We start from the raw sequence: 18,213 nt of genomic DNA, 5'->3' as shown, positions 1-18,213 counted from the left end.
GGCTTGCCAAATTTACTCGGCTAAGTTAAAAATTACTCGTGCAAGTAAGGAAGGAAGGCTCCGTCACGACCTCCGCCCGGCGGGCGCAGATCGTGGCGGCCACCATCGAGACGATCGCCGACCTGGGCTACCACCAGGCGACCTTCGCCCGCATCGCCGAGCATGCCGGGCTGAGCAGTACGCGGCTGATCTCGTACCATTTCGACGGCAAGGACGACCTGATCGGCCAGGCGATCGTCACGATCTACACGGAGATCGGGACGCTCATGGCCGAGCGGGTCAGCGCCCAGACCAGCCCCGGCGCCGCGCTCGACACCTACATCCGCTCGCTGATCGCGTTCATCAGGGACCACCGCCGTGAGATGCGCGCGGCCACCGAGATCTTCCTGAACTACCGGCCGGAGAAGGGGACCACCGCGCAGGAGGCGGCCATCGACCCGGCCTCGCTCCAGCACATCGAGCGGCTGCTGTCCTGGGGGCAGGAGTCGGGCGAATTCCGCACCTTCAACACCCGTGTGGTGGCGATGGCCATCCAGCGGGCCCTGGACGGCCTGCCGTTCCTCCTGGAGGGCGACCCCGGCGCCGACCTCGACGTGTACACGGAAGAGCTGGTCGAGCTCTTCCGCCTGGCGACCCGGGCCAGGCAATGAGCTCACGGAGCAAGGCACTGCTGCTCGTGCTCATCGACCTGGTCCTGCCCATCGGCCTCTACTACGTGCTGCGCGCGGCCGGTGTGAGCTATCACGCCGCGCTGCTGATCAGCTCCCTGCTTCCGGGCCTGAGCGTCGTCGCCAACCTGGTCCGCCTGCGCAAGCCCGACGGGCTCGGCCTGTTCATGACGGCCATGATGGTGGGCAGCGCGGCGATCTCCCTGCTCGTCCACGACGCCCGCTTCCTGCTGGCCAAGGACGGCTGGGTCACCGCCATCTCGGGCCTGTGGTTCCTGGCCAGTGTCAGAGGCCCGCAGCCGCTGGTGTTCGCCTTCACCCGCTTCCTCCTGGATGGACGCGTCGGTCCCCTGGCCGGAGACGGCGGCTCCCGTCGCGAGTCCTGGGACGTCCTGTGGACCCGGCTGCCCGCCTTCCGCAGGATCTGGCGGGTGGCGACGGTCATCTGGGGCATCGGGCTGCTGGCCGACGCCGCCGTCCGCGTGACCATGGCCTACACCCTGCCGCCGGACGTCGTCCCCGGCCTGGGCGGCCTGCAGTACGCCGTCTTCATGGTGCTGATGCAGGTCGTGATGGCCTGCTACCTCGTCCCCACCGGCCTGTACAACCGCTGGTCCCCGCTCTACTCCCCGCTCAAGGAGATACCCGCGTGAACGTCCCCCGCCTCCTGGCCGTGCTCGGCGCGATCGCCGCGGCCCTGGCCGTCTGGGCAGTCGCCCATCTCCTCGGCGGCGTCGCCCTTGTCTCGACCTCCGGTGAGGTGACCGCGGGCTCCGTGATCGTCGCCGCGCTGGTCGCCGGTCTGGCCGGCTGGGGCCTCCTGGCCGTACTCGAACGCGTCACGGCACACTCGCGCACGGTCTGGACCTGGATCGCCGCGGTGTTCCTCGTCGTGTCCCTCGCCGGCCCGCTCACGATGGGCACGACCGGTGCCGCCAAGGCGACGCTGGCCGCGCTGCACGTGGTCACCGCGGCCGTGCTCATCGGGCTCCTGCCTCGTTGGCGTAATCTGCAATAGTCGTGTCATTGACGCCATAGTGGCCGCTGACCAGCATGGAAGGCATGGACCGCCGCGTCGTCATCGTGATCTTCGAGGGCTTCCAGCTGCTCGACATGGCAGGTCCGGCCGACGTGTTCTCGGTGGCGGACCTGCTGGTCAAGGACGGCGGATACCGGGTCGAGGTGACCGCGGTCAGCGCCGGGCCGGTGGCGGCCGGGCACGGGATCGCCACCCTGGTGCCGACGCCGCTGCACGAGATCGAGGGGCCGATCGACACGCTGCTGGTCGCGGGCGGGTTCGGCACGATGACCTGGCTACGCGACCGCCGGATGATCGAAGGCGTCACCCGCCTGGCCGCGGCCGCTCGCCGTACCACGTCGGTCTGCAGCGGAGCGCTCATCCTGGCCGAGGCCGGGCTGCTCGACGGCCGGCGGGCCACCACGCACTGGCTGGTCGCCGACCAGATGCGCGAGTGGTACCCGCGCGTGGAGGTGGACCCCGACCCGATCTACATCAAGGACGGCGACGTGTGGACCTCGGCGGGGGTCAGCGCGGGCGTGGATCTCGCGCTGGCCCTGGTGGCCGCGGACCACGGGCACGAACTGGCCCGGCAGGTGGCCAGCGGGCTGGTCGTCTACCTGCACCGACCCGGCGGACAGAGCCAGTTCAGCACCTCGATGAGCGCCGTCGCGCCGCGGAGCGAGCCGCTCAGGGAGTTGCAGGCCTACATCGACGCCAACCCGGACGCCGACCTGAGCGTGCCCGCGCTCGCGCGCCGCGCCGGGATGAGCGAGCGCCACTTCTCCCGCGTCTTCACCGAGCAGGTCGGCCTGTCGCCCGGCCGGTACGTGGAGCGCAGCAGGGCCGACGCCGCCCGCCGCCTGCTGGAGATCACCGACCGGCCGCTCGACCGGGTGGCCAGGGAGTCGGGGCTGGGCCGTCCGGAGACCCTCTACCGCGTGTTCCGCCGCAACTGGCGGGTCTCGCCCGGCGACTATCGCCGCCGGTTCCAGGCAAAGGAGAGTTGATCATGCATGTCGCGATTCCCCTGTACGACGGCTTCACCGCGCTCGACGCCGTCGGGCCGTACACGACCTTGGCCTACGCGCCCGGTGTCAAGGTCACGTTCGTCGCAGCAGAACGCGGGCCCGTCGACGACGACCGCGGCACCCTGACGATCACGGCCACCGCGACGTACGCGGAGCTGCCGGACCCGGACGTGGTGCTGGTCCCGGGCGGGTTCGGCACGCTCGCCGCGCTGTCGGACCAGGCGCTCGTCGGCTGGATCGCCGCGGCCGGCGGGCAGGCGCGGTGGACGACCTCGGTCTGCAGCGGTTCGCTGCTGCTCGGTGCCGCGGGCCTGCTGGAGGGACGCAAGGCGACCAGCCACTGGGCGGTGCTCGACCTGCTGGCCGAGTACGGGGCGGAGGCGGTGAGCGAGCGCGTGGTCGTCGACGGCACGGTGGTGACGGCCGCCGGGGTGTCCGCCGGGATCGACATGGGCCTGACGCTGCTGGCCCAGACGAGCGACGTGGAGACGGCCGAGGCCGTTCAACTGCTGATGGAGTACGACCCGGAGCCGCCGTTCAACGCGGGCTCGCTGAAGACGGCTCCCGAGGGCACGCTGGAGCGGGCGATGGCTCTATTCGGGTAGCGCGGCCGGGTTGCGGGCGAGCAGCCCGCCGTCCACCCGGTGCTCGGCGCCCGTGATGAACGACGAGCGCGGCCCGGCCAGGAACGCCACCAGCTCCGCCACCTCCTCCGGCCGGCCCACCCGGCCGAGGGGGTGCGCCCGGCCCCACTCCGCGACCTGCTCCTCCTGTGACCGCTGCCCGCGCCACAGATCGGCGGCCCAGCGCAGCATCGGCGTGTCGACCGAGCCGGGACAGACCACGTTCACCCGGATGCCGTCGGCCGCGTGGTCGAGCGCCATCGCCCTCGTCAGGCCGTTCAGCGCGGACTTGCTGGCGGTGTAGGCGGCCACCTGCGCCTGCGAGGCGAACGCCTGCACCGACGACATCACCACGATCGAGCCGCCGCCGCGCGCCCGCATCCTGGGGATGGCGGCCTTGCAGGCCAGGTAGACGCCCTTGAGGTTGATGTCGAGCACCTCGTCCCAGACGTCCTCCGGCGTGTCCTCGACCGTGCCGTAGCGCTGGACGCCCGCGCACGTCACCACGATGTCGAGCCCGCCGTACCTGGCCACGGCCAGGTCGACCAGGTCCCGCATGTCGCCCGCCCGCCGTACGTCCGCGATCCGCCCGGTCACGTGCTCGCTGTCGAGCACCGCCTCCTTGTCCACCCCGCAGAACACCACGGACGCTCCGCCGTCGGCCAGCCGGTCGACCACCGCCCGCCCGATGCCCATCGAACCGCCCGTGACCAGGGCCACCTTGCCGTCGAACTCACTCATGTCAGTACCTCCGCGCGCAACCTCAGCACCTTCGTCTCGTGCGGGCCCAGGGTGAGCGCGGTGCCGTTCGCCACCGCCTCGGCCAGGCCGTTGGTGGGCATGCTGGAGAACGGTTCGAGCCCGACCGTGTAAGCCCGCCCCCACCAGGGGTAATCGGTGGTCGCGCCGACCTCCTGCCACATCCACAGGTACGGGAGGACCGAGGCATCCCACTCCACCCGCATGCCGACATCACCGGAAATTTCGTACCAGCCCTCGGTGAATCCGGTGAGGTAGACGACCTCGCTCGGCGACCCGGGCTCCGGCACCACGCTGAGATCCGTCTCGCCACCGCCGTCGGCGGGCACCACGGGCCACGTCCACGGCCCGCCCGCCCTGACCCGGCGGCCGAGCGGGTTGATGGCGCTCTCGTGCGGGATGACCGTCACGCCCTCCGGCAGCCGGATGCGGGCACCCGGTTTCAGGAACGGCCGGCCGTACACGATGTGCTGCCCCCACATGGCGTGCAGCTCGACGCCGGACTCGTTGGTCACGCGCCCCTCGATCTCCAGCGCGGCCGTCCCCGCCGCCAGCCGGAACGTCTTCTCCACTCGGTACGGCAGGCGCCGGGTGCGCACGCTCAGCCGTACCGCGACCTCCTGCTCGGAGTCGGCCACGATCTCGGCCTGCCACGGCAGCCCGGCGACCTCCCCGTGCTGCGCCAGCCGGGCGCCTCGGTACTCGCTGGGCGCGCCGCCGCTGGGGAAGATCTCCTGCCAGCCGCCCTCGTAGTGGTCGATGAACTGGGCGACGTCGTCGGCGGCGCCCTGCAGATGATCGTGCGGGTTGCGCAGCCCCTGCGGGGAGAGCCACACGAAGTCGGTGTCGGTTGGCTTGTGCAGGAATTCGATGACATCGCCGCCCTTGTCGGGCACGACGGTCACGCGGAGCCGCTCGTTCTCCAGCACGACCGCCCGCAGCCCGTCGATCACGACAGGCCGCAGGCGGGCCGCCCAGTTCCGGGTGCTCACCCGAACGTCACGTCGATGAAGCGCGGCCGGTAGATCGAGGAGTCCCGGTAGTGGTCGGTGTTGACGAAGCTGTTGACGTTGTAGGAGACCACCAGCCCGTTGCCGGACACGTCGGGGTGCGCGTGGGCGTTGTAGGTGAAGATGTTCCCGCCGGTCTCGGGGGTGGTGTAGACGGCCTGCTTGCCGGTGAACGGGCCGAACGGCGAGCACGAGGTGTACGCCACGATGTGCGAGCTGAGCACCTCGCTGGTGTCATGCGTGATCAGCACGTACGCGTTGCCGACCTTGGTGACGCTGTACTCGTTGGCCACGTCGCTCATGATCCGGGCCGAGTCGGCCTCGTTCGCGGACCAGGTGCCGTCGGCCTTGAGGTACTGCCACTGGCCGAGCAGGCTCTGGCCGGGCACCCGGGCGATGTGCATGTACTTGGGCGAGCCGAGGTCCTCCACCCCGTAAACGTAGGTGTAGCCGCCGTCCTTGAGAATGCCGGAGGCCCACGACACGCCGGACGAGGATGGCAGGTCGGTCACGCTGAGCGGCTGGTCGAGCCGGCCCGGCGCGAACCTGGCCAGCACATTCCGGTGCCAGCGCCAGTCCCACGCGCCGGTGCCGTACCGCTCGTACTCCTGGTAGGTCACCTCCACGATGCCGCCCGCCACGGTGCCGTCTCCGGCCCAGTACCAGTGGTTCTGGTCGCGCGGCGGCATCACCGCGGTCGGCTGCGCGGTGGTGCCGGCGTGGATCGTGGACAGCTTGCCGTTGCGCTCCACAGCGAAGGAGTTGTTCAGGAAGACGGTGTCGCCGCCCTCCCCGACCACCGGCGGACGGCTGCCGTCGGCGTTGATCTTGCCCAGGAAGGTGTCGGAGAAGATCCACACCTCACGCCCGTTGGGCAGCTTCAACGAGTAGGTGCCGTCGGCGCCGGTCCAGTCGTCGACGCGGCTGTTGTCGTTGCCGTACGCGGTGAACAGGCTGGTCAGCCTGGCGTCGACGGACGCGCCCCGCACTGTCGGCGCGCACGCGGCGCGGGTGGTCGCCTGCTGCGTCGTGGCGGCGGCGACGGACGGCACCGGTTTGGGCGGTGCGGCCAGCGCCTGCTGGGGCACGGCGGCGAGGCTCAGCAATCCGATGGCGAGGGGGATGAGGGCGGACCGGAATCGCGTCATCACACGTCCTAAGGGAGGGGGGTACCCTACAGTTCTAGTCATTTGATCACTTGGTGTCCAGAGGCTCACAGCGCACTGATCGGAATGTTGCGGAAGTGACCGGACTGTGTTGTGGTTTTCGCGGCTTTTGGTGGCGTGAGGCGATGATGATCGGGTAGGCCGGTGCCATGTCCATTACGCGCTACGAGGGATGGCTGCTGGCCGGGCGCTACCGGTTGCTGTCCGAGCTGGGCCGGGGCGGCATGGGCAGGGTCTGGCGGGCCCATGACGAGCTCCTGGATCGCGAGGTGGCGGTCAAAGAGGTCATCATCTCCGGCCCGCGACCCGAAGAGCTGGCCGGACGGACGATGCGGGAGGCGCGCATCGCCGCCCGATTAAGCCATCCGCACATCGCCGCCATTTACGACGTGGTGCTGGCCGACGAGCGCCCGTGGATCGTGCTGCAACTCATCCCCGCCCGCAGCCTCGCCCAGGTGATCGACGAGCGGGGCCCGCTCCCCGTGGCCACCGTCACCCGCATCGGCCTGGAACTTCTGGACGCCTTACGCGCCGCGCACGCCGCCGGCGTCCTGCATCGCGACATCAAGCCCGCCAACATCCTGCTCACCGACGACGAGCACGCGGTCCTGACCGACTTCGGCCTGGCCACCACCGTCGACGAGGAGTCCCACGTCACCCAGACGGGCATGGTCGTCGGCACGCCCGCCTACATAGCCCCTGAGCGGGCCAGCGGCGGACAGTCCACCCCGGAGGCCGATCTGTGGTCGCTGGGCGCCACCTTGTACGCGGCCGCCGAAGGCCAATCGCCCTTCGCCCGCAGCACCGAGATGGCCTCGCTGACCGCGGTGCTGACCGGCCCGCCCGCCCCGTTCCACCGGGCCGGGCCGCTCGCCCCGATCATCTCCGGCCTGCTGGAAAATGACCCCACCCAGCGCAGCGACGCCGACCGCGTCCACAGGCAACTGCTGCGAGTGGCCGCCCTGAACGAGCCGCGACCCACCTCACCCGCCCTCCTCGACGCGTACTGGCACCACGAGGCCCAGTCGATGGGAGGCCTGAGGGCCGCGCGCCGGCTGACCACGGCGCGTCGGCTGAACGCGGTGCGACCGCCGAAGACCCCGCCATCGCTGAAGGCGGTGCGCCGGCAAGGGATGGCACGGCGGCTGAAGGCGGCGCGGCGGCTGATCGCCGTGCGCTGGCGCGAGACGGCCGTCATCGTCGCCTTGTTCGCCAGCGTCGTCGCCACCGGCTCCTGGTGGACCGCCGCTCCCACCGCCGTTCCCATCGCCGACCCCGTCGCGCCCACCCCGACCGAGGTCGCCGCCGACCCGGCATTCGACCTGACCGGCGTCCCGCAGGTCCACAGCGTGTCCCGCAAACGACTCCCCGACACGTCCGACGGACCCGAACAACCCGCCGTCCACCCGGCCACCTCCGCCGGCAAGGCCGCCGCCGCACTGAAGAAGGCCCAGAAAGCCGCCGCCAAAAAGGCAGCCAAACTGGCCAAAGCCAAACCGGCCAAGCCCGTCAAGGTCCACGGCAACGGCAAGAAGTCTTAGCTCGGCTCACCCTGAGCGATGACCCTCATCGGCCACGCCGTGAGTCGGTCTGCTTCGGGTGCCCAGCCCCGGCACGGGTGATCCACAGGGTGCGGCTCTCGTCGTCGATCGCGTACCAGACCCGGCCGCCCGATGTTGCTTCGTACTGCCATTGCTCCAGCGATTCACCGCCCACCTTCACGATGCCGAGAGCGCCCTTGAGCGGGTGCTGGCGGCTGTCCACTTGTCGTGGATCACTGGTGATGGCGACCCAGGCCCGGTCGAGGTTCTCCCGGGCGTGGGCGAGCAGATGGCCCCAGCCTTCGGCGGCACGTCGGTCGGCGAACTACACGTGCCATGGGTGAGGCCGGGGAACATCATCACCTCGTCCTGCCATCATGACTCGCCGGTCGGACGAGGGACGTCTGGCCCGTCGCCGGGGAAGGGGCCTTGGAGCTCGCGGGCGAGTTGCGGATCGCTCCAGACCACGGCAGTGGATCGCCAGGAGGTCAGGGCACGTCCGAACGGCAGCAACTCGCCCGTGTCCGCTCCCGCGATCAGGTGGTCGAGGAGTTCGCGCACGCATTCACGGCGCTCGGCGTCGGGCAGCCAGGTGACCCAGGGGAGCTCCTCGGTAAGGACCTCCTCGGCGAGGCCGACGTTACGACGCGCGACGATGGCCAGCGCACGGGCGGCGATGCGCAGGCTGGCCGTCCCCGCCTCGAAACGCTCCGCGCGCATCAGGATGAGATTCTCCTCGTCGCGCCGCTCAAGGATCACGTCGGCGTGGTCGAGTGAGGGAAGGATCTTCGAGGGACCGCGCAGAAAGGCGCTGTAAGGAAAACTCTTCGTCGCCATGGGCACAGCATATCTGAAGTAGTTCAGATGTTTGGTGAGCAGGCTTGTCGCTGACGCTTGAGCCCCTGACAGCGTTGGAGCAGCAGCAAGCGTGGGATCGGCCTCATAGATGCATGCTGCTATGCATCTATAGCAAGCCCGGCATCCTTTGTGACGATGTCCATTCACCCGGTTACGCGGAGTTGGGCGAGGAAAAGGAGGTGCCCTTCGGCGTTCTGGATGGGTAGCCTGCGCGGAGGTATGCGAAGGGAATCGCCGTGGCACACGTCGAAGTGGGACATCTGACATACGTGCTGCCCGATGGGCGGCCGCTGCTCAACGACGTGTCCTTCCGGATCGGTGAAGGCGTCAAGGCCGCGCTCGTCGGGCCCAACGGCGCAGGCAAGACCACGCTGATGCGGCTCGTCGCCGGCGATCTGCAGCCGGTCGCGGGCAGTGTGGCGAGCTCCGGCGGGCTGGGGGTGATGCGGCAGTTCATCGGCAGCGTGCGTGACGGGAGCACGGTGCACGACCTGTTGCTCAGCGTCGCCCCGCCGGCCGTGCGGCAGGCGGCCGAGCGGCTGGATCGGGCCGAGGTGATGATGATGGAGCGCGACGACGAGAAGGCGCAGATGCGCTACGCGCAGGCCATCACCGACTACACCGACGCCGGCGGTTATGACATCGAGGTGCTCTGGGACACGTGTACGGTGGCCGCGCTCGGCGTGCCGTACGACAACGTGAAATATCGGGATGTGGCGACGTTGTCCGGCGGCGAGCAGAAGAGGCTCGTGCTCGAGGCGCTGCTCCGCGGGCCGGACCAGACGCTGCTGCTCGACGAGCCCGACAACTACCTCGACGTGCCGGGCAAGGAGTGGCTGGAGCAGGCGCTCAGGGAGACGTCCAAGACGGTCCTGCTGGTCAGCCACGACCGGCAGTTGCTGGCCAACGCGGCCGATCGCATTGTCACCGTCGAGTCCGGAAATATCTGGATCCATGGGGGCGGGTTCGCCACGTACGCCGAGGCTCGCAAGACCCGCAACGAGCGCCTCGACGAGCTGCGCCGGCGCTGGGACGAGGAGCACGCCAAGCTCAAGGCCCTGGTCAACATGCTGAAGAACAAGGCCAGATACAACGACGGCATGGCCGCCCCGTACCACGCGGCCCAGACCCGGCTGCGTAGGTTCGAGGAGGCGGGCCCGCCCGAGGAGGCCCCCGCCGACCAGAACATCAAAATGCGCCTCAAAGGCGGCCGCACCGGCAAGCGCGCGGTCATCTGCGAGGGGCTGGAACTGACCGGCCTGATGCGGCCGTTCGACCTCGAGGTCTGGTACGGCGAGCGCATCGCGGTGCTCGGCTCCAACGGCTCGGGCAAGTCCCACTTCCTGCGGCTGCTCGCGGACGAGCCGATCGGCCACTCCGGCGTCGCCAGGCTCGGCGCCCGGGTGGTCCCCGGCCACTTCGCCCAGACGCACGCCCGGCCCGACCTGCACGCCCGCACGCCGGTGGAGATCGTCATGGCCGAGCACGCCAGGCTGAAGAACGAGGCCATGAAGATCCTGGCCCGCTACGAGCTGGCCGGGCTGATCGCCGAGCAGCGGTTCGACACGCTCTCGGGCGGTCAGCAGGCGCGGTTGCAGATCCTGCTGCTGGAGCTGTCCGGCTCGACGCTCCTGCTGCTCGACGAGCCGACCGACAACCTCGACCTGGCCAGCGCCGAAGCGCTCCAGGTGGGCCTGGACGCGTTCGAGGGCACGGTGGTGGCGGTCACGCACGACCGCTGGTTCGCCGCGGATTTCGATCGTTTCCTGGTGTTCGGCGCAGATGGCACCGTTTACGAGTCCGCCGAGCCGGTTTGGGATGAGGCCAGGGTCGTACGCCCCCGGTAAATGCGTCGTTGAAGAGCTGATCGCGTTAAAGAGTTGGTACGGCAGGCGCGTGTCCCGTCTCTGCCGTGCCCATAGACCAGTTATTACGGCAAAGTGATCCCGCGTAGCCGAACCGTCAGCCTCCTCGCACTCGGGGCGATCTGCCTAGCCGGGTGCTCGAGCGAGGAATCGCCAGTACAGCAGCTCAAGCCGCTCGCCCTCAAGGAGCAGGTGGCCAACATCGTCAAGTCCTCCGACGGCTACGCCGTGAACTGGGCAGGAGTCCTCAACAACGTCAATCCGTGGCACTTCGGCGAACACGTGGTGGCGACGGTCATCGGGCGTGACGCCGCCGGCACCGAGGTGGTCCGGATGGACCAGTCGCTCGACGCCGTGCCGCCGGGCGGCTCGCTGGCCTTCACCGGCCAGGTCAACGCGGCTCAGAAACCGGCCAAGGTGACGATCGAGTATCGCCCCGCCCAGTGGCGGCCGGCCGCCCGCATCGCGTCGGCGTTCAAGGAGTTTCCCGTTTCGCGGGTGCAGACGCTCCGACAAAAGGACCATTCTTATCTCATCACCGGCTATGTCGGAAATCCCTATCAGCTTTCCGCCAGCAGCCTCGTGGTCAACGTGTTGCTGCGCGACAAGGCGGGCAAACTGCTCGGCGGCGGCAGCACGTTCGTCGACGACGTGAAGGCGGGCAGCCCGCCGCGGTTCATCCTGACCGTCGGAGGGCTGCCTGCGGGCAGCGAGGTGGACAAGACCGAGGTGACGGCCCGGACCTGGGGCTCGACCGCCCGTCCCTTCGAGGATCTGGCGCTGGGCGGCGCGGTGCCGGTGCACACGATCAAGCCGACCAGCCCACCGTTCGCCGTGGACCGCGGCAGCCAGGCCATGACCGAGCACCAGCAGTAAATTGCTCATCAAATATCAATCAAATAAGCCGACAAATCGGGCGGAGCGGCCATTCGTCACGGGCTGGCAGCGCTAAATGTACGGGCTTTCCGCCAAAGTCGCCGACGACAAGCGCTGCCATTCCCGCAGAATCGGTAGAACTACAAGTTACTAATCCATTACCTTCGGTCATATGAATGACCGCGCCCTGGTCGAGTCCCTCCGCGCCCGCGCCCCGGGTGCTCTCGCCGCGCTCTACGACGCGCACGCCGAGGGCATCCACAGATACTGCTGGTCCCTCCTGCTCAGCTCCGACGGAGCCCAGGTGGCGCTCCGCGACACGATGATCGCGGCGGAGGCGCACGCCGGGTCCCTGGTGGATCCCGGCCGCCTGCGCCCATGGCTGTACGCCCTGGCCCGCGCCGAATGCCTGCGCCGACGGATGGCCGAGCCGCCGGGCGCCGGCAAGGCACTGGCGCAGGCGCCGCCACCTGACGACCCGGCCGACGCCGACCTGCGGGTCATGGCCTGGAACGCGATCCAGAGTCTGCGCCCCGGCGACCGTGAGGTGCTGGAGCTGTCGACCGCGCACGAGCTGTCCACCCCGGAGCTGGCCGCGGTGCTGGGGACGGCGCCGCGCCACGTCGAGGCGGCGCAGGAGGAGGCGCGCGAACGGCTGCGTGACGCGATCACCGCGGAGATCCTGGCCAGGAAGGGCCCCTACGACTGCCCGCGGCGGGCCGGCATCCTGACCGGCTTCTCCGGCGAGCTGACCGCCGAGATGCGCGCCCAGTTGGTCGGCCACCTCCCACGCTGCCTGACCTGCTCCCCGCATCGCACCCGCCAGGTGTCGGCGGCCAAGGTGTTCGAGCTGCTGCCCCGGATCCCGCTGCCGGAGTCGCTCGGGGTCAGGGTGAAGAGCTGCTTCGCCGACCCGGAGCTGCTGCCCTATCGCCGCTACGTGGCCAGGAGGTCGGGGGCGCTCGACGCCGCCGGATTTCCCGTTGCCGCGGCGCGGAACTCTCGGAAGTGGCCTCAGGCGCTGGCTGGCGCGATGGCGGCAGTCGCGACCGTGGTGGCGATAGCGCTGATCTTCCAGCAGTTCGGCCGGGTCGACGGCGGGGTGCCGGGCATCGCGTCCGCCGCCTTCCCCGCGCCGGGCGAGCCGCCCGCCATCAGGCTGCCCTGGCAGTCCGAGCCCCGGGACGTATCGATCAGCGTCGAGCCCATCCTGGACAGCAGGGTCACGGTCCCGCTGGGAGCCCTCACCCCGACGACGCCGGCCACCGGCTCCACCTCGCCCGCCCGAAGTACACCGGAGACCCGAGAGACCCCCGAAACCTCCACGATCAAGCAGCCCAAGGCCACCCCCACGCCCGACCACCAGTCCGCCGAGCCCGCGCAGGACCCGGACAAGCAGCCGGACAAACAGCCGGACAAGCGGCCCGGCGACCACCCGGACAAGGGGCACCACCCCAGGCGCACGCCCTGCCCCACCGACAGCCCGACCCCCGCCGCGCCACCGACCCAGACGCCGATCGCCACCCCGATTGCCACGCCCATCGCCACGCCGACCGTCGTACCGGCACAGACGCCGACCCCGCCCGCCGTCGTCCCGGCCGGCTGAGCCCTTCCCCATGGAGTTGTACCAACTGCGCGAGGACCCCCAACTGGGCTGCCGGGTCTGCCCTCTTCCGGTCAGCGAGGGCCTGGCCGAGCTGATGGCCAGAAGCCATCACATCGCCTGGCCCACCTGGCTCGACCAGGGCCCCCGCATGCTCCGCGACATCCTCGAACTCTGCCGCCTGCGCACCGCCCGCGGCCTCGCCGTCCTGTCCTGGCTGTCCGGGAGCGAGCCGCCGGCCGGACCGCCGGCCGAGCTCGGCTGGCTCTGGACCTCACGCCGCCTGACCGGCCAGCGCCAGGAGCGCATGTACGGCGCCGCGGCCGCGGTGCCGGAGCCCGTGCTCGGCCTGGTGCTCGCCAACTGGACCTGGGCGCTCGGCACCTGTCATGGCGGCCGGGTCGCCGCCCCTTACCTGGCGGGCACCGCCTTTCCCGGCGACGGGTCGGTGGCCGCCGCCGCCACGATGACCCTCTACCAGACCTTCGACCGGCATCCGGAGTCCCGTCCGGCCATCGCGGCGGCCTGGGCCGTGGCCCGGGCGGGCGCCGACTGGTGCCGGGCGGCCGAGCTGCACGCCGCCTATGGGACGCAGACGCCGGTGTTCACCTATCCCCGGGGGACGGGCCCGGTCCCGGTGGGTCTCCGGCCGTGGATAGAGCGCCTGTTCCGGTTGCGTGGATGATGTTACGAAAGAGGTCAGGGTTACACAGAGTGACGGACGGGAACTGTGTGCACTATGCACGCCATAAGAGCCGGACTCATGGTTGTCTGCCTGCTCGTCACCCTGTGCCCGCCGGCTGACGCTGCTCCCGGGCCTTCCCGGCGGAAGGTGCATCAGGCTCGCCACACCGTACGGGAGCGGACCAAGGAGCTGGGGACGGCCAGCGCTCGGCTCGCCGAGGCCGAGTCGCGGCTCGATGACCTGGCGGCGGGGGTGGAGCGGCTGGTGGAGGCGTACAACGGAGAGCTCGTCCACCTCCGGCACGCCCAGCAGGGCCGCGAGCAGGCGCAGGCGCGGCTGGCGCTGGCCGACGCCGAGGTGGAGAAGGCCCGCGCGCCCGTGGCGCTGCTGGCCGTGCAGGACTACAGCGGGCTCGACATGATCAGGCCGATCCTCGGCATGCTGACCGACACCGGCGACAGCGACGGTTTCCTGCACCGGGCGAGCATTCTGCAGGAGCTCGGCGGCGAGGTCGGCATGGTGCTCGACCGGATGCGGGACGCCCAGGAGGTCTCCGCCATCCTGCGGAGCCAGGCGGCCCGCGCGTACGCCGAGCAGGAGGCCGCGTCCGAGCGCGCCAGGCAGGCCAAGATCGCCGCGGAGGAGGCCGTCGCCGCGCAGAAGCAGGAGACCAGGGAGCTGAAAACCGAGCAGGCCGCGTGGCAGCGGCGGGTCGACGCCGCGCGCACCCACGCGAACCTGCTGGCCAGACGCCGTGCTGCGGCGTTGGCGCAGGCGCGGCTCAGCCGCGGGCTGCACGCGTCCGGGTCGCTCATGGGCGACGTCGCGGCCAACTGGGCGCTGACCCAGCTCGGCAAGCCGTACGTGTGGGCAGCCGACGGCCCGGACAGCTTCGACTGCTCGGGCCTGACCATGCGGGCCTGGGAGCAGGCGGGCGTCGGCCTCGACCACTGGACCGGCACCCAGTGGAGCTCGGGCCCGCACGTGCCGCTCGATCAGTTGCGCCGCGGCGACCTGCTGTTCTTCGGCTACGTCGCCGACGACCCGGACACGATCCACCACGTCGGCATGTACGTCGGGGACGGGCTCATGGTGCACGCGCCGCAGACCGGCGACGTGGTGCGGGTCGCCTCGATGTGGCGGGGGGACCTGGTGGGCGCCACCAGGCCCCAGTGACGCGAAGGAGCGCCGGTGTCTGGAGTGAGGAGTGAGGGAGCGTAGCGACTGAACGACGAGTGGAAGACACCGGATTCCAGCGACTGAGCCGCGATCCGCAGGATCGCCATCAACTCGGTCAGTGGGCGTGCCCCTCGTCCTTGGCGCGCTGGAAGGACCGCTTGATCTCGACCTCGGCCTCCATCCGGCCCACCCAGTTGGCGCCCTCGACGGACTTGCCGGGCTCCAGGTCCTTGTAGACCTCGAAGAAGTGCTGGATCTCCAGCCGGTCGAACTCCGGCACGTGATGGATGTCGCGGATGTGCTCCATCCGCGGGTCGGTGGCCGGGACGCAGAGGACCTTGTCGTCTCCGCCCTTCTCATCCGTCATCCGGAACATGCCGACCGCGCGGCAGCTGATGTAACAGCCAGGGAAAGTCGGCTCCTGGAGCAGCACCAGAGCGTCGAGCGGGTCGCCGTCTTCGCCTAGCGTGTTCTCGATGAACCCGTAGTCGGCGGGGTACTGCGTAGAGGTGAACAGCAGCCGGTCAAGCCTGATGCGACCGGTTTCATGGTCCACTTCGTACTTGTTCCGTTGTCCCTTGGGAATCTCAACGACAACGTCGAACTCCACCGCGGTTCCTCCGCTCACGCCGAGTGGGCGTTAATGTCTCGTAGGCGAACACCAGGAGAGAGGTCAGGCGACGTGGCGCGGCACGAGCGGTGGGTGATGCTGACCACTCTCGTCATGCTCCAGGTGCTGACCATCGTCATCGGCGTTTATGCGATGACCAATGAGTTCAGTCTGGGTGCGTTGACGAGGGGGTCGTCACCGACCGAACCGACACCGTCTCCCGAAGGGTCTCCCCCCGTCCCCGTGATCACCGCGGGGCCGGTGCTGGCCCAGCTTCAGGTGAAGGCCGGAGACGGACCTCTCGCCGCCAAGCGTACTTTGACCCGGCAGCTCACCGATGCCCTGGGTGACAAAGAGCTGGGGGACCGGGTGGGCGCGGTGGTCATCGACGCCGCCACCGGTCAGCGGATCTTCGCCTCCAACGCCGACATCGGCATCACCCCGGCCTCCACCACCAAGCTGGTGACCTGCACGGCCGCGCTGGCCTCGCTCGGCCCCGACGCGCGTCTGTCGACCCGGGTGACGCAGGGGCAGTCGGCCAACTCGATCGTGCTGGTGGGCGGTGGCGACCCGACGCTCGCCGGGCCGTCGGCCAGGTCCCTGCAGTACCCCAAGCAGGCCTCGCTCGTCACCCTCGCCTCGCGCACCGCCGCCGCGTTGAAGGCCAAGGGCATCACCAAGGTCACGCTCTCCTACGACGCCTCCCTGTTCACCGGTTCCACGCTGGCGCCCGGCTGGAAGCCCGGCTACGTGCCCGACGGCGAGGTGGCGCCCGTCTACGCGCTGGCGATCGACGAGGGGCGGCGCGACCCAGCCGCGAGGCAGCCGCGCGTCTCCAACCCGCCGCAGTACGCCGCCGCCGCGTTCGCCAGGCTCCTGGGCAGGTACGGCGTGCGCGTCGCCAGGTCCGTACGGCCGGGCAAGGCGCCCGCCGGGGCCGCCGAGCTCGGCAGGGTCGACTCGGCGCCGGTCTACTCCCTGGTCGAGCACACGCTGACGTTCAGCGACAACGACCTGGCCGAGGCACTGGCCAGGCACGTCGCCATCAAGGAAGGGCAGCCGGCGTCCTTCCAGGGCGCGACCGGGGCCGTGCTCGCGGTGCTGCAGCGGATCGGCGCGGCCAAGGGCATCCAGGTCTACGACGGCAGCGGCCTGTCCGCCCGCAACCGCATCAGCGCCGACGGGCTGGCCCGGGTCATCTCGACCGCCTCCGCCGCGGCCCACCCCGACCTGCACGCCATCGCCTCCGGCATGCCGATCGCCGGATTCAGCGGCACGCTCGGCAACGGCCGGCGCTTCACCGGCAGCGACAGCAAGGGTCAGGTCGGCCTCGTACGCGCCAAGACCGGCACGCTCAACAACGTCAACACCCTGGCCGGCATGGCCACCACCAAGGACGGCCGGCTGGTCACCTTCGCCTTCCTGGCGGACCGCGTACCGGCCTCCGCCGAACCCGTCCTGGACCGCCTCGCCGCCATCGTCGCAAGATCCTGAGCCTGCTTATGGCGATCCTTCGGATCGCGGCTCAGTCGCTGGAATCCGGTGTCTTCCGATCGTCGTTCAGTCGCTTCGCTCCCTCTCTCCTCACTCCAGACACCGGCGCTCCTTCGCGGGTCGACCGTGAACCACGTACGGTGGACGTTATGCAGGTGATCGACTGGGATCTGGCCGTCACGACCGGCACGCGCCTGGTGCGCCCCGGTCCTCAGGTGAGCCGGGAGGAGGCCAGGCAGGCCGTCACCGAACTCCGCGCTCTGTCACGCGAGGCCGAGGGACACGTACGCGAGTTCACCAAGATCCACACTGAGACCGCGCCAGAGGCGGCGACCATCGTCGACCGCCCCGGCTGGATCAAGGCCAACGTCGAGGGCTTCCGCGTGGTGCTCGAACCGCTCACCCAGCGGGTCGGCGCCGGAGCCAACCCGCCACCGGCATTCGTCACGGCCGTGGGCTCCCGCATCACCGGCGTGGAGGTGGGCGCGGTGCTCGCCTTCCTCGCCTCGCGGGTGCTCGGCCAGTATGAGCTGTTCCTGCCGCCCGACCCGACCGGCCGCGAGCCGGCGGGGCGTCTGACGCTCGTCGCGCCCAACATCGTGCACGCCGAGCGCGAGATGAACGTCGACCCGCACGACTTCCGCCTCTGGGTGTGCCTGCACGAGGAGACGCACCGCGTGCAGTTCACCGGGGTGCCGTGGCTGCGCGAATACATTCGCTCGCAGATGACCGAGTTCCTGCTGGCCTCCGACCTCGACCTGGGCACGCTGCTGGAGCGGCTGCGCAGCGCCGCCGACACGGTGGCCGAGGTGGTGCGCGGCGGCGAGGGCAACCTCATCGACGCCATCCAGACGCCTGCCCAGAAGGAGATCCTCGACCGGCTCACGGCCGTGATGACACTGGTCGAAGGGCACGGCGACTACGTCATGGACGCCGTCGGCCCTTCGGTGGTGCCGTCGGTGGCCGACATCCGCGCCAAGTTCGCCCATCGCCGCGAGGGCGGCTCGCGCATCGACCGCACGGTCCGGCGGCTGCTGGGCATCGAGGTCAAGATGAAGCAGTACGCCGAGGGCTCGGCCTTCGTCCGCGCGGTGGTGGAGCAGGCCGGCATGGACGGCTTCAACCGCGTCTGGACCTCGCCCGAGACCCTGCCGACGACAGCCGAGATCACCGACCCCAGCGCCTGGGTACGCCGTGTGACCGGCAGCAACGCCCTGCCCGCCTGAC

19 protein-coding genes are annotated in these 18,213 nt (G+C 70.1%); 13 read left to right on the top strand and 6 right to left on the bottom strand.

What is annotated here, in order from left to right; translation table 11 throughout:
- The first annotated feature begins 38 nt into the window (after positions 1–38).
- The 5 genes from AB0F17_RS12800 to AB0F17_RS12780 are packed head-to-tail and all read left to right on the top strand — an operon-like array spanning position 39 to position 3,322.
- Positions 39–650 (top strand): TetR/AcrR family transcriptional regulator, encoded by a 612-nt coding sequence (locus AB0F17_RS12800; RefSeq protein ID WP_358020757.1) that lies wholly within the window; start codon positions 39–41, stop codon positions 648–650.
- On the top strand, positions 647–1,321 hold the full coding sequence (locus AB0F17_RS12795) for a VC0807 family protein (protein ID WP_358020754.1): 675 nt from the start codon (positions 647–649) through the stop codon (positions 1,319–1,321). Before AB0F17_RS12800 ends, AB0F17_RS12795 begins: the two co-directional genes overlap by 4 nt.
- Entirely contained in the window at positions 1,318–1,686 is a 369-nt protein-coding gene (locus AB0F17_RS12790) for a DUF6069 family protein (protein WP_358020751.1), read from the top strand. Before AB0F17_RS12795 ends, AB0F17_RS12790 begins: the two co-directional genes overlap by 4 nt.
- A gap of 44 nt (positions 1,687–1,730) precedes the next feature.
- Entirely contained in the window at positions 1,731–2,696 is a 966-nt protein-coding gene (locus AB0F17_RS12785) for a GlxA family transcriptional regulator (RefSeq protein ID WP_358020748.1), read from the top strand.
- A gap of 2 nt (positions 2,697–2,698) precedes the next feature.
- Complete coding sequence (locus AB0F17_RS12780; RefSeq protein WP_358020745.1) at positions 2,699–3,322, top strand: DJ-1/PfpI family protein; 624 nt, start codon at positions 2,699–2,701, stop codon at positions 3,320–3,322.
- Here the strand turns inward: AB0F17_RS12780 and AB0F17_RS12775 are convergent.
- Genes AB0F17_RS12775 through AB0F17_RS12765 form a run of 3 tightly spaced genes read right to left on the bottom strand, consistent with a single transcriptional unit; the run spans position 3,311 to position 6,257 of the window.
- The gene (locus tag AB0F17_RS12775) at positions 3,311–4,081 is read right to left on the bottom strand and encodes an SDR family oxidoreductase (protein ID WP_358020742.1); all 771 of its coding nucleotides are present in this window, start codon (positions 4,079–4,081) and stop codon (positions 3,311–3,313) included. The genes AB0F17_RS12780 and AB0F17_RS12775 overlap by 12 nt on opposite strands.
- Positions 4,078–5,091 carry a DUF4432 family protein gene (locus tag AB0F17_RS12770; RefSeq protein WP_358020739.1) on the bottom strand — a complete coding sequence of 338 codons (1,014 nt, stop codon included), beginning with the start codon at positions 5,089–5,091 and terminating at the stop codon, positions 4,078–4,080. The genes AB0F17_RS12775 and AB0F17_RS12770 overlap by 4 nt, the downstream gene beginning before the upstream one ends.
- On the bottom strand, positions 5,088–6,257 hold the full coding sequence (locus AB0F17_RS12765) for a DUF4185 domain-containing protein (RefSeq protein ID WP_358020736.1): 1,170 nt from the start codon (positions 6,255–6,257) through the stop codon (positions 5,088–5,090). The genes AB0F17_RS12770 and AB0F17_RS12765 overlap by 4 nt, the downstream gene beginning before the upstream one ends.
- A 167-nt stretch (positions 6,258–6,424) precedes the next feature.
- Between AB0F17_RS12765 and AB0F17_RS12760 the strand changes: the two genes are divergently transcribed.
- The gene (locus AB0F17_RS12760) at positions 6,425–7,816 is read left to right on the top strand and encodes a serine/threonine-protein kinase (RefSeq protein ID WP_358020733.1); all 1,392 of its coding nucleotides are present in this window, start codon (positions 6,425–6,427) and stop codon (positions 7,814–7,816) included.
- A 25-nt stretch (positions 7,817–7,841) separates the two neighbouring features.
- Here the strand turns inward: AB0F17_RS12760 and AB0F17_RS12755 are convergent, their stop codons facing one another.
- Positions 7,842–8,039, bottom strand: a complete 198-nt coding sequence (locus AB0F17_RS12755; RefSeq protein WP_358020730.1) for a hypothetical protein — start codon at positions 8,037–8,039, stop codon at positions 7,842–7,844.
- A gap of 152 nt (positions 8,040–8,191) precedes the next feature.
- Entirely contained in the window at positions 8,192–8,653 is a 462-nt protein-coding gene (locus tag AB0F17_RS12750; RefSeq protein ID WP_358020727.1) for a hypothetical protein, read from the bottom strand.
- A gap of 257 nt (positions 8,654–8,910) precedes the next feature.
- On the opposite strand from AB0F17_RS12750, the gene AB0F17_RS12745 reads away from it, so the two are divergent.
- From AB0F17_RS12745 to AB0F17_RS12725, 5 genes are all read left to right on the top strand, one after another.
- Positions 8,911–10,521: an ATP-binding cassette domain-containing protein gene (locus AB0F17_RS12745; RefSeq protein ID WP_358020724.1), complete on the top strand. Its 1,611-nt coding sequence runs from the start codon at positions 8,911–8,913 to the stop codon at positions 10,519–10,521.
- A 93-nt stretch (positions 10,522–10,614) separates the two neighbouring features.
- A complete protein-coding gene (locus tag AB0F17_RS12740) occupies positions 10,615–11,415 on the top strand; it encodes a hypothetical protein (RefSeq protein ID WP_358020721.1) in 801 nt (266 codons plus the stop codon).
- Between the two features lie 172 nt (positions 11,416–11,587).
- Positions 11,588–13,021 (top strand): sigma factor-like helix-turn-helix DNA-binding protein, encoded by a 1,434-nt coding sequence (locus AB0F17_RS12735; protein WP_358020718.1) that lies wholly within the window; start codon positions 11,588–11,590, stop codon positions 13,019–13,021.
- Between the two features lie 10 nt (positions 13,022–13,031).
- Positions 13,032–13,703 (top strand): hypothetical protein, encoded by a 672-nt coding sequence (locus tag AB0F17_RS12730; protein ID WP_358020715.1) that lies wholly within the window; start codon positions 13,032–13,034, stop codon positions 13,701–13,703.
- Positions 13,704–13,757: 54 nt separating this feature from the next.
- Positions 13,758–14,879 (top strand): NlpC/P60 family protein, encoded by a 1,122-nt coding sequence (locus AB0F17_RS12725; RefSeq protein ID WP_358020712.1) that lies wholly within the window; start codon positions 13,758–13,760, stop codon positions 14,877–14,879.
- A 118-nt stretch (positions 14,880–14,997) separates the two neighbouring features.
- Here AB0F17_RS12725 and AB0F17_RS12720 read toward each other — a convergent pair whose 3' ends face one another.
- Positions 14,998–15,492 carry an inorganic diphosphatase gene (locus AB0F17_RS12720; protein WP_214641977.1) on the bottom strand — a complete coding sequence of 165 codons (495 nt, stop codon included), beginning with the start codon at positions 15,490–15,492 and terminating at the stop codon, positions 14,998–15,000.
- A 72-nt stretch (positions 15,493–15,564) separates the two neighbouring features.
- Here AB0F17_RS12720 and dacB point away from each other — a divergent pair, with 72 nt between their 5' ends.
- Positions 15,565–16,986 carry a D-alanyl-D-alanine carboxypeptidase/D-alanyl-D-alanine-endopeptidase gene (gene dacB, locus AB0F17_RS12715; protein ID WP_358020708.1) on the top strand — a complete coding sequence of 474 codons (1,422 nt, stop codon included), beginning with the start codon at positions 15,565–15,567 and terminating at the stop codon, positions 16,984–16,986.
- A gap of 149 nt (positions 16,987–17,135) precedes the next feature.
- Positions 17,136–18,212: a zinc-dependent metalloprotease gene (locus AB0F17_RS12710; protein ID WP_358020705.1), complete on the top strand. Its 1,077-nt coding sequence runs from the start codon at positions 17,136–17,138 to the stop codon at positions 18,210–18,212.
- Position 18,213: the final 1 nt, after the last annotated feature.

The sequence above is a fragment of the Nonomuraea sp. NPDC026600 genome (assembly GCF_040638335.1).
Lineage (GTDB): Bacteria > Actinomycetota > Actinomycetes > Streptosporangiales > Streptosporangiaceae > Nonomuraea.
This window is presented reverse-complemented; position numbering and strand designations above follow the sequence as displayed.

Bases quoted from the DNA above. Each gene is read 5' to 3' on its own strand.
- AB0F17_RS12795 (WP_358020754.1), top strand. From the start codon at position 647: ATGAGCTCACGGAGCAAGGCACTGCTGCTCGTGCTCATCGACCTGGTC.
- AB0F17_RS12785 (WP_358020748.1), top strand. From the start codon at position 1,731: ATGGACCGCCGCGTCGTCATCGTGATCTTCGAGGGCTTCCAGCTGCTC.
- AB0F17_RS12780 (WP_358020745.1), top strand. From the start codon at position 2,699: ATGCATGTCGCGATTCCCCTGTACGACGGCTTCACCGCGCTCGACGCC.
- AB0F17_RS12775 (WP_358020742.1), bottom strand. From the start codon at position 4,081: ATGAGTGAGTTCGACGGCAAGGTGGCCCTGGTCACGGGCGGTTCGATG.
- AB0F17_RS12765 (WP_358020736.1), bottom strand. From the start codon at position 6,257: ATGACGCGATTCCGGTCCGCCCTCATCCCCCTCGCCATCGGATTGCTG.
- AB0F17_RS12760 (WP_358020733.1), top strand. From the start codon at position 6,425: ATGTCCATTACGCGCTACGAGGGATGGCTGCTGGCCGGGCGCTACCGG.
- AB0F17_RS12750 (WP_358020727.1), bottom strand. From the start codon at position 8,653: ATGGCGACGAAGAGTTTTCCTTACAGCGCCTTTCTGCGCGGTCCCTCG.
- AB0F17_RS12735 (WP_358020718.1), top strand. From the start codon at position 11,588: ATGAATGACCGCGCCCTGGTCGAGTCCCTCCGCGCCCGCGCCCCGGGT.
- AB0F17_RS12730 (WP_358020715.1), top strand. From the start codon at position 13,032: ATGGAGTTGTACCAACTGCGCGAGGACCCCCAACTGGGCTGCCGGGTC.
- AB0F17_RS12725 (WP_358020712.1), top strand. From the start codon at position 13,758: ATGCACGCCATAAGAGCCGGACTCATGGTTGTCTGCCTGCTCGTCACC.
- AB0F17_RS12710 (WP_358020705.1), top strand. From the start codon at position 17,136: ATGCAGGTGATCGACTGGGATCTGGCCGTCACGACCGGCACGCGCCTG.